Here is a 14,699-nt window from a genome sequence, read left to right on the forward strand (position 1 = left end):
TTGCCGGCATTCCGCCCAGCCGTCGCAAGGTCGCCATGCCCGTCTACGTCGAATCCGTCACCCAGCCCAGCCCGCAGGATTTAACCGATCTGGCGAAAATCTACGCCGATGCACCCGAATGGCTGCTGACGCCCTATGCCAGCGCCGACGCGCTGATTGAGGCGGCGCTGGCTGATGGCAGTCTGATCGCCGGGCGCTTCAATGACCGTCTGCTCGGCGCCGCCCTGCTGCAGCGCGGCGACCAGGCCTGGCGTCTGTCACACCTGTGCGTGCGCAAAGTCACCCGCAAACGCGGTGTCGGCCGCCGCCTGCTGGAAGAGACCCAGCGCCAGGCCAGCGAAGCCGGCAAGCCGTTGCGCCTGGCGGCACCGGCAGGTCATCTGGAAGCCAGCGCCCTGGCCGCGCGTACGCATCTGCCGCTGGATTCGCTCTAAGTCGCCCACGCGATATCCCCTACGCCCTGCCTGATCCGCAGCAGGGCATGCTTACCCCGCCGCGGCCAGCTGTGGAACCCGCACCCCCGTCGGCACTCCAACGCCGACCGCGTTCCCGACAAGTGCAGGCACGGGGCTATACTCGGCACTTTTCAGATCGTTCATCTACAAGGACTCGTCCATGAAATCGCTCGGCAAAATCCTGGGTCTGGTCTTTCTCGGGCTGTTGCTGATCGTCGTGGCGGCGGGCTTCGCCCTGACCCACCTATTCGATCCCAACGACTACAAGGACGAGATCCGCGACCTGGCACGCAGCAAGGCCGGCCTCGAACTGGACATCAAGGGCGACATCGGCTGGAGCCTGTTCCCCTGGCTCGGCCTGGAGCTGCACGAAACCACCCTGGCCAGCGCGCAGACCCCCGAGCAGCCGTTCGCCGACCTGCGCATGCTCGGCCTGTCGGTGCGGGTAATGCCGCTGCTGAGCCGCGAAGTGCAGATGAGCGATATCACCGTCAACGGCCTCAACCTGACCCTGAGCCGTGACGAACAGGGCCGCGGCAACTGGGAAGGCGTCGGCCAGCCGGCCGCTCGCAGCGAACCGGCCGGCGAGCCCCCGGAAGCTGCCGAGCCGCAAGCCGAACAGCGCGAAGACGCACCGCCTGCGCGCAAGCCGCTCACCCTGGATATCGACAGCCTGACCGTCAGCGATGCCCGCGTGACCTACCACGACGCCAAGACCGGCCAGCAGTACAGCGCCGAAAGCATCGAACTCACGACCGGCGCGATCCGCGAAGGAAGCCCAATCCCACTCAAACTCAACGCCTTCTTCGGCAGCAACAAGCCGGTGATGCGCGCGCGCACCGAGCTGCAGGGCGCGCTGCGTTTCGACAACCAGCTCAAGCGCTACCAGTTCGAAGACATGCGCCTGTCCGGGGAGGCTTCCGGTGAGCCGTTGCAAGGCCAGACCCTGACCTTCAGCGCTCAGGGCCAGCTGCTGGTCGATCTCGCCGCGCAGATCGCCGAATGGAACAGCCTCAAGTTCACCGCCAACCAGTTGCGCGGGCTGGGCGAGCTGAAGGCGCGCGACCTGGACAAGGAACCGAAGATCAGCGGCGCCCTGACCGTCGCGCAGTTCAACCTGCGTGAGTTCCTCCAGGGCACCGGCCAGCAGCTGCCGGCCATGGCTGACGCTGCCGCACTGAGCAAGGCCGAACTGGTCAGTCGTCTGAGCGGCACGGCGAACAGCCTCGCGCTGGAAGAGCTGACCCTCAAGCTCGACGACAGCACCTTCACCGGTCGCATCGCTATCAGCGACTTCGCGCGCCAGGCGCTGCGCGTCGATCTCAAGGGTGATCGGCTGGATCTCGACCGCTATCTGCCGCCGCCAAGCAAGGACGAGCCGGCCGGCGCCGCACGCAAGAGCGAAGTGAAGAGCACCCAGGCCGCCGCGGTCGGCAGTGGCAGCACGCCGCTGCCCAATGCGCCGACCCAGCAGGCCTGGAGCGAGGCCTCGGTGCTGCCGCTGGATCAGCTGCGCAAGCTCGACAGCGAGATCAATCTGGCCATCGGCAGCCTCACCGTCATGCAGTTGCCGCTCGAGGGCTTCAACCTCAAGGCCCGCGCCCGCAATAGTCAGCTGACCCTGCAGGAGCTGCGCGGCGGACTGTATGGCGGCCGCCTGGACGGCTCGGCCAGCCTCGACGTGCGCCCGGCCCTGCCATTGCTGACGGTGCAAAACCGCCTCAACGGTGTGCCGATCGAGCGCCTGCTGGAAAGCCAGGGCGAAGAGGTGGTGGTCAAGGGCCTGCTGAACCTGGATGCCGACCTACGCACTCAGGGCAACAGCCAGAAGGCCTGGATCGACAATCTCAATGGCAAGGTCGGTTTCATCATCGACAACGGCGTGCTGGTCGATGCCAACCTCGAGCAGCAGCTCTGCCGCGCCATCGCCACGCTCAATCGCAAGCCGCTGACCAGCGAGCCACGCAGCAAGGACACGCCGTTCCGTGAACTCAAGGGCAACCTGACGCTACGCAATGGCGTAGCCAGCAACCCCGACCTCAAGGCCAGCATCCCCGGGCTCACAGTCAATGGCAACGGCGATGTCGACCTGCGCGTGCTGGGCATGGACTATCGCGTCGGTATCGTCATCGAGGGCGACAAAGGCGCAATGCCGGACCCGGCCTGCCAGGTCAACGAGCGCTACGTCGGTATCGAATGGCCGCTGCGCTGCCGTGGCCCGCTGGAGCTGGGCGCCAAGGCCTGCCGCTTCGACAAGGACGCGCTGGGCAAGGTAGCTGCGCGACTGGCCGGCGAGAAGCTCAACGAAAAGATCGAAGAGAAGCTCGGCGACAAGGTCAGCCCGGAGCTCAAGGACGCGCTCAAAGGCCTGTTCAACCGATGAGTCCGGAGCAGTTCGGCGCGGCGGTCCTCGACTGGTTCGACCGCCACGGTCGCAAGGATCTGCCCTGGCAACAGAACATCACGCCGTACCGAGTATGGGTGTCGGAGATCATGCTGCAGCAGACCCAAGTCAGCACTGTGCTCGGCTACTTCGACCGCTTCATGGACGCGCTGCCCAGCGTCGAGGCACTCGCCAAGGCCGAGGAAGATGAAGTCCTGCACCTGTGGACCGGCCTGGGTTACTACAGTCGCGCACGCAATCTGCACAAGACTGCGAAAGTTATCGTCGCCGAATACGACGGCATATTTCCTGCGGACGTCGACAAGCTCGCAGAACTGCCGGGCATCGGCCGCTCCACGGCCGGCGCCATCGCCAGCATCAGCCTGGGCCTGCGCGCACCGATCCTCGACGGCAACGTCAAGCGCGTGCTGGCCCGCTACGTCGCCCAGGACGGTTATCCCGGCGACCCGAAGGTGGCCCGCCAGCTGTGGGAGGTGGCCGAGCGCTTCACCCCGCAGCAGCGGGTCAACCATTACACCCAGGCGATGATGGATCTCGGTGCCACGCTGTGCACGCGCAGCCGCCCGAGCTGCCTGCTCTGCCCGCTCAAGGACGGCTGCCGCGCCCACCTGCTCGGACGCGAAACCGACTTCCCGGTGCCCAAGCCACGCAAGGCGCTGCCGCAAAAACGCACGCTGATGCCGCTGCTGGCCAATCGCGACGGTGCCATCCTGCTCTACCGCCGCCCGTCGACGGGCCTGTGGGGCGGGCTCTGGAGTCTGCCGGAGCTGGACGACCTCGCCGCTCTTGACCCTTTGGCTGAGCGGCATGCCCTGCAGCTCGAGGAGCGCCGCGAGCTGCCAGGCCTGACCCACACCTTCAGCCATTTTCAGCTGGCCATCGAGCCCTGGCTGATCAGGGTCAAGTCCGCCCCCGGCGCCGTGGCCGAGGCGGACTGGCTCTGGTATAACCTCGCCACCCCGCCGCGCCTCGGCCTTGCCGCGCCGGTAAAGACACTGCTCAAGCGCGCCGCCGCTGAATTGAATGCAGGAGAAACCTCATGACCCGCACCGTGAACTGCCGCAAGTACAACGAAGAACTCCCCGGCCTCGAGCGCCCGCCGTTTCCAGGCCAGAAAGGCGAGGACATCTACAACAACATTTCCAAGCAGGCCTGGGACGACTGGCAGAAGCACCAGACCATGCTGATCAACGAACGCCGGCTGAACATGATGAACGCCGAAGATCGCAAGTTCCTTCAGGGCGAGATGGACAAGTTTTTCTCCGGCGAAGATTACGCCAAGGCTGAAGGCTACGTGCCGCCGAGCGAATGACCGTCGGCTGCGCTAAGCGCCCGTCCGGATTAAATATTTTTCCGGACCACGCTTGACAGGCAAAAGCCAAATCCGTCTAATAGCGCCCCGTTGCCCAGGTAGCTCAGTCGGTAGAGCAGGGGATTGAAAATCCCCGTGTCGGCGGTTCGATTCCGTCCCTGGGCACCACTAATACCGAGAAACCCCAAGCGAAATTAATTTCCTTGGGGTTTTTTATTGCCTGTGATTTTTGCCGGCGGCGCGCGCTGGAACGGCCTTGACGGCATTCACACGGAAGCACCCGCCCAGCATCGCCTGCATTCTGCGATCTCCCCCAAGCCACCCGCTGACTGAAGCTCGGATACCGAACGGCACCCACGCCGCACCGCGAGGGCATAGCCGCAGGCAAGCTGCGCAGGGCCAGCAGTCCTGCATTCCCTTCATTGCTCCTACTTCATGCTGCGCTAGGCTGGTGTTTAACTGGGCGGGCCTGAGCGGGATGTTGCCTGGCCGCGTCGAACTGCCAAGGAATGCTGTACAGCGCAAGGAGCCGAACGGTGCACAGGATTATCTCGATTCTGCTGATATGGCTATTGTCAAACGCCGCTCCGGCCGGCGCCGCGCAGTGGCGTTTCGTGACCGAGGACTTCCCGCCGTTCACCTATCCGGCCGGCGCCCCGCCCAGCGAAACCACAGGCGTTGGCGCAGCCGGCCCATTCGTGGAGGTGGTACATGCGATCTGCGCGCGCCTGCAGCACCAGTGCACGATCACCCTGTACCCCTGGCAGCGCGCATTCCGTCTGGCCGAACAGGGCCAGGTGGACGGAATATTCACGCTCACACCCTCACCGCAACGCGAGCAGATGTTCCACATCAGCCGGATGCTGGTCACTTCTCGCTACAGTGTTTTCGCCCAGACCGAGAGCAGCTTCGTCTTCAACCAACCAAGCGATATGGCGGGGCGACTGGTTGGCGTCTATGGTCCGTCCGGTACCTCCTATGTGCTGTCCGAGCGCCTCAAGTCGGTGCCAGACGTACACCTACATCTGACTACCGACAACCGGCGACTCTTGCGCATGCTGCAGTCCGGACGCTTCGGCGTGGACGGCCTGGCGGTGCTCAATCAGGATGTCGCCTGGCATCTGATCGAGCAAGAGCGCCTCGCCGGAGTGCGTGAGGCCGGCGAGATGGGTCCGATCCGCTATGGCATCGGCCTCTCGCGCAAGACGGTGAGCCAGGCACAATTCGAAGCGTTCGAGCAGGCGCTAGACTCCGCAATAGCCGATGGCACGGTGCCGAATATCCTGCGCCGGCACCAACTCGAAGCCGCCTTCTGAGCATTGCGCACGCCTGGCAAGCGGCGGCTCGGCGCATTTCTCGCCATGCGGCCGCCATTTCGCCAACGCAGACGGACCATCTGAGACCTGGCGCCGATCAGGGCAGCGACCAGCCTGTTACCCTCGCCCGCCCGAACCGCATGGACGCCCTCATGCTGCGCTACCTGCTTGCCGCCTTGCTCGCCACTGCCATGCCTGCCTCTGCCGAGTCGTTCGATTGCCGGGTGATCGGCATCGCAGACGGCAATACCTTCAGCTGCCGGACCAACGCGGGCGAACGACTCCGGGTTCGGCTGGCGGAGATCGACGCCCCGGAACTCAAGCAACCCTACGGCAGCCAGGCCCGGCAAGCGCTCTCCGACCACATCTTCGGCAAGAACGTGACGCTCGAGGTCAAGGGCCGCGATGGCCTTGGGCGGACCCTGGCGCGAGTCGGCGTTGGCAATATCGACCTCAATTCGGAAATGGTCAGGGCGGGCGCCGCCTGGGCGTATCGCGCTCGCCTGGACGACCGCAGGCTGCTCGACCTGGAGGCGGTCGCCCGAGAGTTCCGGCGCGGCCTGTGGTCGTTGCACAAGACCGAACAGCAACCACCATGGGAATGGCGCGAGCAGATGCGCAAAAGTCGCTGACCCAACCCGCACGCTCAGCTCAGCTCAGCGGGCAACGGGTGGAACGACCAAAACAGGCGAAAAACAGACAAAGCTTAATGAAAGTAATTTACATTTAGTTTACATTCGCGCTCCCTGAACAAATCCAACACCGGGAGCTTCACGTGTTTCGCAGAACCAGCCTGTGCTTGTCTATCTCTCTTGCAACCCTTGCCCTCTCGCCCCTACCTGCCACCGCGGCGGATGAAGCGACGGAGCTCGAAGCAGTCACGATCAGTGCGACACGGGCCAGAAGCGAAGCGGGCAAGACGCCACAGAAAATCACGGTGATCAGCCGCGAGCAAATCGAGCAGCAACTGGCGATCACCTCGGACCATGGCGCGATCCTGAGCAACCTGATCCCCTCCTACTCGCCAAGCCGGCAGAAGATGAGCAGCGCCGGCGAGACCTTTCGCGGCCGCTCGGCACTGATCCTCATCGACGGCGTGCCACAGTCCACGCCGCTGCGCGACAGCCAGCGTGACGGATATGTGATCGACCTGTCGATGGTCGAGCGCATCGAGGTGATCCACGGCGCCAGCGCCGAGCACGGCCTGGGCGCCACCGGCGGCATCATCAACTATGTCACCCGCCGTCCGGAAAGCGGCGCGCTGCGTCAGCACGCGGGCGTCAGCTTCACCGCACCCACCGACTACGAGTCCGAAGGCCTGGGCTACAAGCTCGATTACCGGGTGGAAGGTACCCAGGGCGATCTCGATTACCTCGCCGCCGCCAGCTGGCAGACCCAGGGCATGTTCTACGATGCCAACGGCGATCTGATCGGCGTTGATGACACCCAGGGCGACGTCATGGATTCGACCGGCACCGATCTGCTGCTCAAGCTCGGTTACTGGCTGGACGACAATCAGAACATCGGTTTGATGATCAATCGCTACGAAGTCGAAGGCGATCACGAGTACGTCAACGTACCGGGTGACGCCGACGCGGAGATTCCCGCGACCTCGCGCAAAGGCGACCCGCAGGGCAAGGCACCGCAGAACGAAGTGCTCGCGACCAGCCTGTCCTACAAACATGCCGATCTGTATGGCAACGAACTGGGCCTGCAGCTCTATACCCAGCGATTCCGCGGCCGCTTCGGTGGCGGCACCAATGGCACCTTCCAGGACCCCAGCATCGCGCCGGCGGGAACGCTGTTCGATCAGTCGCAGAACGAGTCGGACAAGATCGGCGGCAAGCTGACGATCAGCCGCGATGGCATGCTCGACAACCGCCTGATGCTCACCGGCGGACTCGATGTGCTGCAGGACACCACCAGCCAGCAGCTGATTCTCACTGATCGGGAATGGGTGCCAGAAACGGTGTTCCGCAACTATGCGCCGTTCCTCCAGGCCGAGATCCGCGCGCTCGACCAGCTGACCTTGCATGCCGGTGTGCGGCATGAATTCGCCGACCTCGACGTCGACAGCTTCCGCACCATTGCCTCGACCAAACCGGTGGGCAGTGTCGATGTGGAAGGCGGCAACCCGACCTTCGAGGAAACGCTCTATAACGCCGGCCTGGTCTGGCAGATGAATGACTGGGCGCAGCTGTTCGCCAACTACTCGGAAGGATTCGGCATGCCGGATGTCGGTCGCGTGCTGCGGGGCATCGGCACGCCGGGGACCAGCGTCGACAACTTCCTCGACCTGCAACCGGTGGTTACCGAGAACCGCGAGATCGGCCTTCGCCTGAATCACGGACCGTTCGACGCGGAGATCAGTTACTACGAGTCGGATGCCGACCTCGGCTCGCGCCTGGACAGCGTGGGCGGGGTCTACCAGGTACGCCGCGAGCGCACCGAGATCGATGGCATCGAGTTCACCGGCGGCTGGCAGATCAACGAGGCGCACCGGCTGAAGCTGATGTATGCGCAGGTCAACGGCCAGTCCGACACCGACGACGACGGCAAGGTCGATACCGACCTCGATGGCGCGAACATCTCTCCGGATCGTTACGGCATCAGCTGGCAGGCCAACTGGAACGACAAGCTGCACAGCCTGCTGCAGGCCAACCACTATGCCAGCCGGGGCTTTGACCAGCCGGACCTGGATTTCGACGGCTACACCCTGGTCGATGCCTCGCTCGGTTATCGCCTGCCGGTCGGCGAAGCCCGCCTGGGGATCGAGAACCTGTTCAACGAGGACTACCTGACCTACTACTCGCAGGCCGCCAACACCGGCGCACCCGCAACCCGCAATGGGCGCGTCTTCAATGGTCGTGGACGGACGTTCACCCTTGGCTATCAGGTCAGCTTCTAAGACATGCACTCAGCGGCCAAGCAGGGGCGGCAACAGCACCAGATGGACTGGCGCCACCACGCCAGTCTCGCGCTGCGGGTTCTTGCCGGCATCGGCGGCGGCTTCGCCTGTACCGTAGCGCTGGTTTCGGTCAGCGCTCGGTTGTTGGTGCAGCTAATCGAGCTGGCCAGCCACGAGGCGGTGTTGATCGCCTGCATGCTGGGTTTCGTCATCTACCTCGGCCTGCTGCTCTGGGCGTTCGTCGAACCACGGCTGTGGCGATTGTGCCTGCTCTTGCTGCTTGGCATCGCCAGCGACCTGGCGCTGCAGCTCGGCCCGCCGGCATCGCTGCCGCTTATCACTGGTGCAGGTTGACGATGCCCGGGAACGGATTTCGTGCTTCGCTGAGCTGGCTGCACACCTGGGCCGGCGTGCTGCTCGGCGGCCTGCTGCTGGCGGTTTTCTGGTCCGGCAGCCTGGTGGTCTTCGATCGCGAGATCGACCGCTGGATGCTGCCTTCGACGCGGCTCGGCTCACCACCTGTCGACCTTTCCCTGGATCGCCTGGTCGTGCCGCACGCCCAGCGGCTGGCCGGCACGGCTGGGCGCTGGAGCATCACCCTGCCCAGCGAGCGCACACCGGTCATCCAGCTGGAGTTCCCGAATGCCGAGGGCGTATCGACGCGTCGCTTCATCGATCCTGCCAACGGCGAGCTACTACCGGACCATGGCAGCTGGGCTGCCACCGGGTTCCTCTTTCCGTTCCACTACAGCCTGCATCTGCGCTGGCGCAATGTCGGCTACTGGCTGCTGGGCATCGCCGGCATGGGCATGCTGCTGTTGCTGGTGTCCGGCGTGGTGATCCATCGCAAGATTATTCGCGAGTTCTTCACCTTCAGGCCGCACAAGAGCACGCAACGCGCGACGCTGGATCTGCACAACCTGACTGGCGTCGTCGCATTGCCGTTTCACTTTCTGATCAGCCTATCCGGTCTGATCATCTTCTTTGCCATCTACTTTCCGACGGTCATCGAACGAATCTACCCCGGTAATTCGGCTGCCTTCAGCACCGAGGCATTCGGCAACTACACACGGCAGCCATCCGCCGAGCCCGCGACGCTGGCTTCGCTGGACGCCATGCGCGACCGTGCCCGCGAAGCCTGGAGTGATGAGCCCTACATGCTGCGGGTATGGCATCCCGGAGACACCCAGGCATACGTGGAGGTTCGCCGCAGCTTTGCCCGCCAGGTGACCATGAACGTCGATCGCATGACCTTCGACGGCAGCAGCGGAGCCCTCCTGCTTGATCACCGGACCGGGCCGGTAGCCGCCATCCAGCGATTCTTCAGCGGCCTGCATTTCGTTCAGTTCGAACACTGGACGCTGCGCTGGCTGTATTTTCTGGGCGGGTTGTCCGGCTGGGTAATGATCGCCACCGGGCTGCTGTTCTGGACCGGCGCCCGCCGCGCCCGACACCAGCGGAACGGGCATACCGGCGCGCACCTGCTGGACGCGATCTGTGTTTGCAGCTGCAGCGGTCTGATCCTCGCCACGCTTGGCTTCTTCATCGCCAATCGCGCGTTGCCGGCCGACCTCGGCCGCTTCGAGATAGACCGCGCCGCCCTCGAGGGCTGGGCGTTCTTTCTGATCTGGGCGTCGACCCTGGTCCATGCGCTGATTCGTGGCGCGGGTGCCTGGCACGGACAATTGCTGGCCATCGGCGTCGCCGCACCGACGGCAGTGCTGCTGAACTGGCTGACCACCGGCGATCATCTGCTGCACAGCCTGCAGCAAGGGCGCGATGCGGTTGCCGGGATGGACCTGTTGCTCATGTTGCTGGCGCTGCTGGCGCTGGCTACGGCACGACGCCTGAACCGGGGCATTGCCAATGGCTGAAGTCATGCAGCTGGGCGTCTTTATCCTGTGCTACCTGGCGTTCGCCCAGCTCGCGCTGCTGCAGCAATCTCATCGCCAGAAGGTCTGGCGATCAGCGGCACCGGCGCCCGCACGCGAGCGATGGCTACGCCGCAGTGTCGCCGCGATTTCCTTCGCCGGCGCGCCCACGGCCCTGATGACGGTGGAGGGGCCAGGCTTCGCTGTACTGCTCTGGTTCTTGCTGATGGCGGCCGCCGCTATAGCGGTCACCCTTACCCTCACCTGGCGACCGGGCTTGCTGCGCTGGCTGCCCTGATTCCAGGGTCGCGCCGAGGACGGCGACAAGCTAGCCTGCAAGGGCGTGGAGCGTATTGCCGCTCTGCCGATCGCCTGGAGCTTGCAGCATGCCCACTCGATGGATTGCGATAGCCGCCGGCCTGGCACTCATGGGCAATTGCCAGGCCGATGAGCTGCGCTTCGTTACCGAGGATTTTCCGCCGTTCACCTATGCATCAGCCACAGCGACCGAGGACCGTGCGGCCGGGCCTTTCGTCGAGATCGTCGAAGCCGTCTGTGCGCGGATGGGAGTCGACTGCCCGGTGCAGCTGCTGCCGTGGCGCCGTGCACTGGCGCTGGCCGAAATGGGCGAGGTGGACGGCATATTCACCGTGATTCGCTCGCCGGAGCGCGAGCGCGCCTTTCACCTCACCCGCATGCTGGTCACCTCACGCTATGGCGTCTATGCCCGCTCGAGCAGCCGCTTCGTTTTCCACCGCCCGCAGGACCTGGCCGGGCGCAGCGTCGCCGTCTACGGGCCGTCAGGTACCTCGTTCGTGCTCGGCCAGCACCTGGCCGAGGTCAGCGACGTGACACTGATCCTGAAGGCCGACAATCGGCGGCTGCTGCGCATGCTGGAAGCCGGCAGGTTCGGCGAACAGGGCGTCGCAGTGGTCAATCAGGACGTCGCCTGGCACCTGATCGACCAGGAAAGGCTGCTCGACATCCACGAAGCCGGCGAGCTGCAGGCCGTCTCCTACGCTATCGGGCTGTCTCGAGCGGTGGTCAGCGAAGCCGAGTTTGCCCGCTTCAACGATGCGCTGGAGGTGCTGATCGACGAGGGGAGCATCGCCACGATTCTGCGCCATCACGGGCTGGAGCCGGCTTTCTAGACGCTTCGCTACACCGGAGCGGAATCCTTTCTCACATTTCGCTGAATCATTCGGCGCTTCGAGCCGTCTACCAGAAGGCAGCGTTCGGGCAAATCCGAAGTCTCGCCGCGTACATCCCGCTCATCACCCGCTCATAACGGAGGCTGACCGCCCATGGATGCCGCCAGGAAATTGCCCAAGGCCATCATTCTCTTCCCCGTGTTCATCCCAGCCGTGATCGTCACGCTCCTGCTGGTGATCGGCACGATCAGCAACCCGGAACTGGCCGGTGAGGTGTTCAGCTCGACGCTGGCCTTCATCACTGCCAATTTCGGCTGGTTCTACATGCTCTCGGTGGCCTTTTTCCTGGTGTTCATCGTCGGCATCGCCATGACGCCCTGGGGCAACATCAAGCTGGGTCCGGATCACGCCGAGCCGCAGTACAGCTTCCCGGCCTGGTTCGCCATGCTCTTTTCCGCCGGCTACGGCATCGCCCTGTTGTTCTTCGGCGTGGCCGAACCCGTACTGCACTATGCTTCGCCGCCCGCCGGTGCGGGGGAAACCGTCGACGCGGCCAAGCAGGCCATGCAGATCGCCTTCTTCCACTGGGGCTTTCATATCTGGGCCATCTACGGCCTGACCGGTCTGGTACTGGCGTACTTCTCGTTCCGCCACGGCCTGCCGCTGTCGATGCGCTCGGCGCTGTACCCGATCATCGGCGAGCGCATCCACGGGCCGATCGGCCATGTGGTGGATGTCTTCGCGATTCTCGGCACGCTGTTCGGTATCGCCACCACCCTGGGCCTGTCCGTCACCCAGATCAACGCGGGCATCAACTACCTCTGGCCGTCGATACCGATCAGCATCAACGTGCAGATCATCGCCATCGCGATCATTACCGCAATGGCGATCTGTTCGGTGGTTGCCGGGCTGGACAAGGGTGTGAAGAACCTGTCGCTGCTGAACATGATCCTGGCGATCGGCCTGATGCTCTTCGTGTTTCTGGCCGGCCCGAGCATCTTCATTCTCGAAACCTTCCTGCAGAACACCGGCAGCTACCTGAACAACATCATCGAGCGCACCTTCAACCTGCAGGCCTACAGCCGCAGCGACTGGATCGGCAACTGGACCCTGTTCATCTTCGGTTGGACCATCGCCTGGTCGCCGTTCGTCGGGCTGTTCATCGCCAAGATCAGCCGTGGTCGGACCATCCGCCAGTTCGTCTTCGGCGTGATGTTCGTGCCGACCATCTTCACCTTCCTCTGGTTCTCGGTGTTCGGCGATACCGCACTGCACATGATCATGGTCGAGGGCTACACCTCGCTGATCGGCGATGTGCAGGCGGACAACGCCATCGCGCTGTTCAAACTGTTCGAACTGCTGCCGATGACATCCATCGCCTCGTTCCTGGCGGTGGTGCTGATCATCACCTTCTTCGTCACCTCGTCGGATTCCGGCTCCCTTGTCATCGACTCGCTGGCCGCAGGCGGCGCGCTGCACACGCCGGTGTGGCAGCGGGTGTTCTGGGCCAGCATCGAGGGCGTAGTCGCATCCACCCTGCTGCTGGCTGGCGGCCTCAGTGCGCTGCAGACCATGACCATCGCCAGCGCGCTGCCTTTCGCGATCATCATGATGATCGCCGCGCTGGGCATGTGGCGCGCACTGGTGATCGAAGGCCACCACGAAACCAGTCTGCAAAGCCATATGCAGAGCAGCCGCCTGGCCAGCAACGCCGGCCCTGGGTTGTGGAAGAAGCGCCTGGCCGGTTTGGTCAGCTTTCCCAACCGGGAGGAGGTCGACGGCTTCATGAACACCACGGTGCTCAAGGCCATGCGCCGCGTACAACGCGAGCTCAGTGGCCAGGAATGGGCAGCCGAAGTGCACACCGATGAAGCCCATTCGCGGCTCTACATGGAGGTCATCAAGGATGACCAGGTGGACTTCATCTACGAGATCCGCGCGGTCGGTTATGCCATGCCGGCCTTCGCCCTGACCGAAGGTCCGGAGGCCGACGAGCAGTACTACCGCGCCGAAGTGTTCCTGCGCCGCGGCGGCCAGCATTACGACGTCTACGGATACGACCAGGCGGACATCATCAGCGACATACTCGATCAGTTCGAGAAGTACCTGCACTTCCTGCACATCTCGCCGGGGAGCTTGCCGTGGAAAATGGCCGAGCACGATGAAATGCTCTCCGACGATCAAGACTCACCGAAGCCGGAAGCAGGCTGAGCGCGGTGGCAGCCTCAGGCCGCAGCCAAGCGGACCGAGCTGCCGTTTGCGCCGGGCAGCGGAGCGCACCTGCGCAAACGGCATAGACTTCATCTATATAGCCAGGGGCGCATTGTTGGCCGGCAAAATGTGACCGAACGGTCACATCGCTCAACGCCGCATCGCGCTTGGCGCATGCCGCGGTGCATGCTAGGTTTGCGCCTCGCCAGGAAGGCGAGCAGTTCGCCTGGAGCGCACCAACAGAATATCCGGACCATGGCGGCCATCGCCGTTCCGAAAGAGGACCCCTCATGGCCGAGGCCATCCCTGCACTGGAAATCCGCAACCTGCACAAGCGCTACGGCGACCTGGAAGTTCTCAAAGGCATTTCGCTGACCGCCCGTGACGGCGACGTGATTTCCATCCTCGGCTCTTCAGGCTCCGGCAAGTCCACCTTCCTGCGCTGCATCAACCTCCTGGAAAACCCCAATGAGGGTGAAATCCTGGTGGCCGGCGAGCAGCTCAAGCTCAAGCGCGACAAGCAGGGTGATCTGATTGCCGCTGACGGCAAGCAGCTCAACCGGGTTCGCAGCGAGCTGGGCTTCGTGTTCCAGAATTTCAACCTCTGGCCGCACATGACCATCCTCGACAACATCATCGAGGCGCCGCGCCGCGTGCTCGGCCAGAGCAAGGCCGAAGCCACCGAGGTGGCCGAGGCGCTGCTGGCCAAGGTCGGCATCGCCGACAAACGCCACGTCTATCCCAACCAGCTTTCCGGCGGTCAGCAGCAGCGCGCGGCGATCGCTCGCACGCTGGCGATGCAGCCCAAGGTAATCCTGTTCGACGAACCCACCTCGGCGCTGGATCCGGAAATGGTACAAGAAGTGCTTGCAGTGATCCGGTCGCTCGCCGAGGAAGGCCGGACTATGCTGCTCGTCACCCACGAAATGAATTTCGCCAAGCAGGTTTCCAGCGAAGTGGTGTTCCTCCACCAGGGTCTGGTCGAGGAGCAGGGGACGCCCGAGCAGGTATTTGACAACCCTCAATCGGCGCGCTGTAAACAATTCATGTCCAGCCATCGCTAATGGAGCA

The 14,699-nt window shown here is 63.9% G+C and carries 13 protein-coding genes and 1 tRNA gene; all 14 read left to right on the top strand.

Features of this window, described 5'->3' with window-relative positions; all coding sequences use genetic code 11:
• The first annotated feature begins 35 nt into the window (after positions 1–35).
• Positions 36–434 (top strand): aspartate 1-decarboxylase autocleavage activator PanM, encoded by a 399-nt coding sequence (panM, locus tag OUY36_RS21160; RefSeq protein WP_267938230.1) that lies wholly within the window; start codon positions 36–38, stop codon positions 432–434.
• Positions 435–615: 181 nt separating this feature from the next.
• Positions 616–2,838, top strand: a complete 2,223-nt coding sequence (locus OUY36_RS21165) for an AsmA family protein (protein WP_267935916.1) — start codon at positions 616–618, stop codon at positions 2,836–2,838.
• Entirely contained in the window at positions 2,835–3,902 is a 1,068-nt protein-coding gene (gene mutY / locus OUY36_RS21170) for an A/G-specific adenine glycosylase (protein ID WP_267935919.1), read from the top strand. Before OUY36_RS21165 ends, mutY begins: the two co-directional genes overlap by 4 nt.
• A complete protein-coding gene (locus OUY36_RS21175) occupies positions 3,899–4,171 on the top strand; it encodes an oxidative damage protection protein (RefSeq protein ID WP_003280779.1) in 273 nt (90 codons plus the stop codon). The genes mutY and OUY36_RS21175 overlap by 4 nt, the downstream gene beginning before the upstream one ends.
• A 92-nt stretch (positions 4,172–4,263) precedes the next feature.
• Positions 4,264–4,339 (top strand) — tRNA-Phe (locus OUY36_RS21180).
• 368 nt (positions 4,340–4,707) lie between these two features.
• Positions 4,708–5,487, top strand: coding sequence for a substrate-binding periplasmic protein (locus OUY36_RS21185; RefSeq protein WP_267935921.1), 780 nt, complete (start codon positions 4,708–4,710; stop codon positions 5,485–5,487).
• Positions 5,488–5,639: 152 nt separating this feature from the next.
• Entirely contained in the window at positions 5,640–6,119 is a 480-nt protein-coding gene (locus OUY36_RS21190) for a thermonuclease family protein (RefSeq protein WP_267938232.1), read from the top strand.
• 143 nt (positions 6,120–6,262) lie between these two features.
• Complete coding sequence (locus OUY36_RS21195; protein ID WP_267935923.1) at positions 6,263–8,395, top strand: TonB-dependent receptor; 2,133 nt, start codon at positions 6,263–6,265, stop codon at positions 8,393–8,395.
• 3 nt (positions 8,396–8,398) lie between these two features.
• Positions 8,399–8,749, top strand: a complete 351-nt coding sequence (locus tag OUY36_RS21200) for a hypothetical protein (RefSeq protein WP_191121669.1) — start codon at positions 8,399–8,401, stop codon at positions 8,747–8,749.
• A 2-nt stretch (positions 8,750–8,751) separates the two neighbouring features.
• Entirely contained in the window at positions 8,752–10,269 is a 1,518-nt protein-coding gene (locus OUY36_RS21205) for a PepSY-associated TM helix domain-containing protein (RefSeq protein ID WP_046617422.1), read from the top strand.
• Positions 10,262–10,564: a DUF3325 domain-containing protein gene (locus tag OUY36_RS21210; RefSeq protein ID WP_063540135.1), complete on the top strand. Its 303-nt coding sequence runs from the start codon at positions 10,262–10,264 to the stop codon at positions 10,562–10,564. The genes OUY36_RS21205 and OUY36_RS21210 overlap by 8 nt, the downstream gene beginning before the upstream one ends.
• A gap of 88 nt (positions 10,565–10,652) precedes the next feature.
• Positions 10,653–11,417, top strand: coding sequence for a substrate-binding periplasmic protein (locus tag OUY36_RS21215; protein ID WP_110778727.1), 765 nt, complete (start codon positions 10,653–10,655; stop codon positions 11,415–11,417).
• Positions 11,418–11,570: 153 nt separating this feature from the next.
• Positions 11,571–13,628 carry a BCCT family transporter gene (locus tag OUY36_RS21220; RefSeq protein WP_267935930.1) on the top strand — a complete coding sequence of 686 codons (2,058 nt, stop codon included), beginning with the start codon at positions 11,571–11,573 and terminating at the stop codon, positions 13,626–13,628.
• Positions 13,629–13,918: 290 nt separating this feature from the next.
• Positions 13,919–14,692, top strand: coding sequence for an ABC transporter ATP-binding protein (locus OUY36_RS21225; protein WP_102839004.1), 774 nt, complete (start codon positions 13,919–13,921; stop codon positions 14,690–14,692).
• Positions 14,693–14,699: the final 7 nt, after the last annotated feature.

Source organism: Stutzerimonas sp. R40042 (assembly GCF_026642215.1).
GTDB lineage: Bacteria > Pseudomonadota > Gammaproteobacteria > Pseudomonadales > Pseudomonadaceae > Stutzerimonas > Stutzerimonas frequens.

Excerpts from the sequence above, each read along its gene's own strand:
- panM (WP_267938230.1), top strand. The coding sequence starts at position 36 with ATGCCCGTCTACGTCGAATCCGTCACCCAGCCCAGCCCGCAGGATTTA.
- OUY36_RS21165 (WP_267935916.1), top strand. The coding sequence starts at position 616 with ATGAAATCGCTCGGCAAAATCCTGGGTCTGGTCTTTCTCGGGCTGTTG.
- mutY (WP_267935919.1), top strand. The coding sequence starts at position 2,835 with ATGAGTCCGGAGCAGTTCGGCGCGGCGGTCCTCGACTGGTTCGACCGC.
- OUY36_RS21175 (WP_003280779.1), top strand. The coding sequence starts at position 3,899 with ATGACCCGCACCGTGAACTGCCGCAAGTACAACGAAGAACTCCCCGGC.
- OUY36_RS21190 (WP_267938232.1), top strand. The coding sequence starts at position 5,640 with ATGCTGCGCTACCTGCTTGCCGCCTTGCTCGCCACTGCCATGCCTGCC.
- OUY36_RS21200 (WP_191121669.1), top strand. The coding sequence starts at position 8,399 with ATGCACTCAGCGGCCAAGCAGGGGCGGCAACAGCACCAGATGGACTGG.
- OUY36_RS21205 (WP_046617422.1), top strand. The coding sequence starts at position 8,752 with ATGCCCGGGAACGGATTTCGTGCTTCGCTGAGCTGGCTGCACACCTGG.
- OUY36_RS21210 (WP_063540135.1), top strand. The coding sequence starts at position 10,262 with ATGGCTGAAGTCATGCAGCTGGGCGTCTTTATCCTGTGCTACCTGGCG.
- OUY36_RS21215 (WP_110778727.1), top strand. The coding sequence starts at position 10,653 with ATGCCCACTCGATGGATTGCGATAGCCGCCGGCCTGGCACTCATGGGC.
- OUY36_RS21220 (WP_267935930.1), top strand. The coding sequence starts at position 11,571 with ATGGATGCCGCCAGGAAATTGCCCAAGGCCATCATTCTCTTCCCCGTG.
- OUY36_RS21225 (WP_102839004.1), top strand. The coding sequence starts at position 13,919 with ATGGCCGAGGCCATCCCTGCACTGGAAATCCGCAACCTGCACAAGCGC.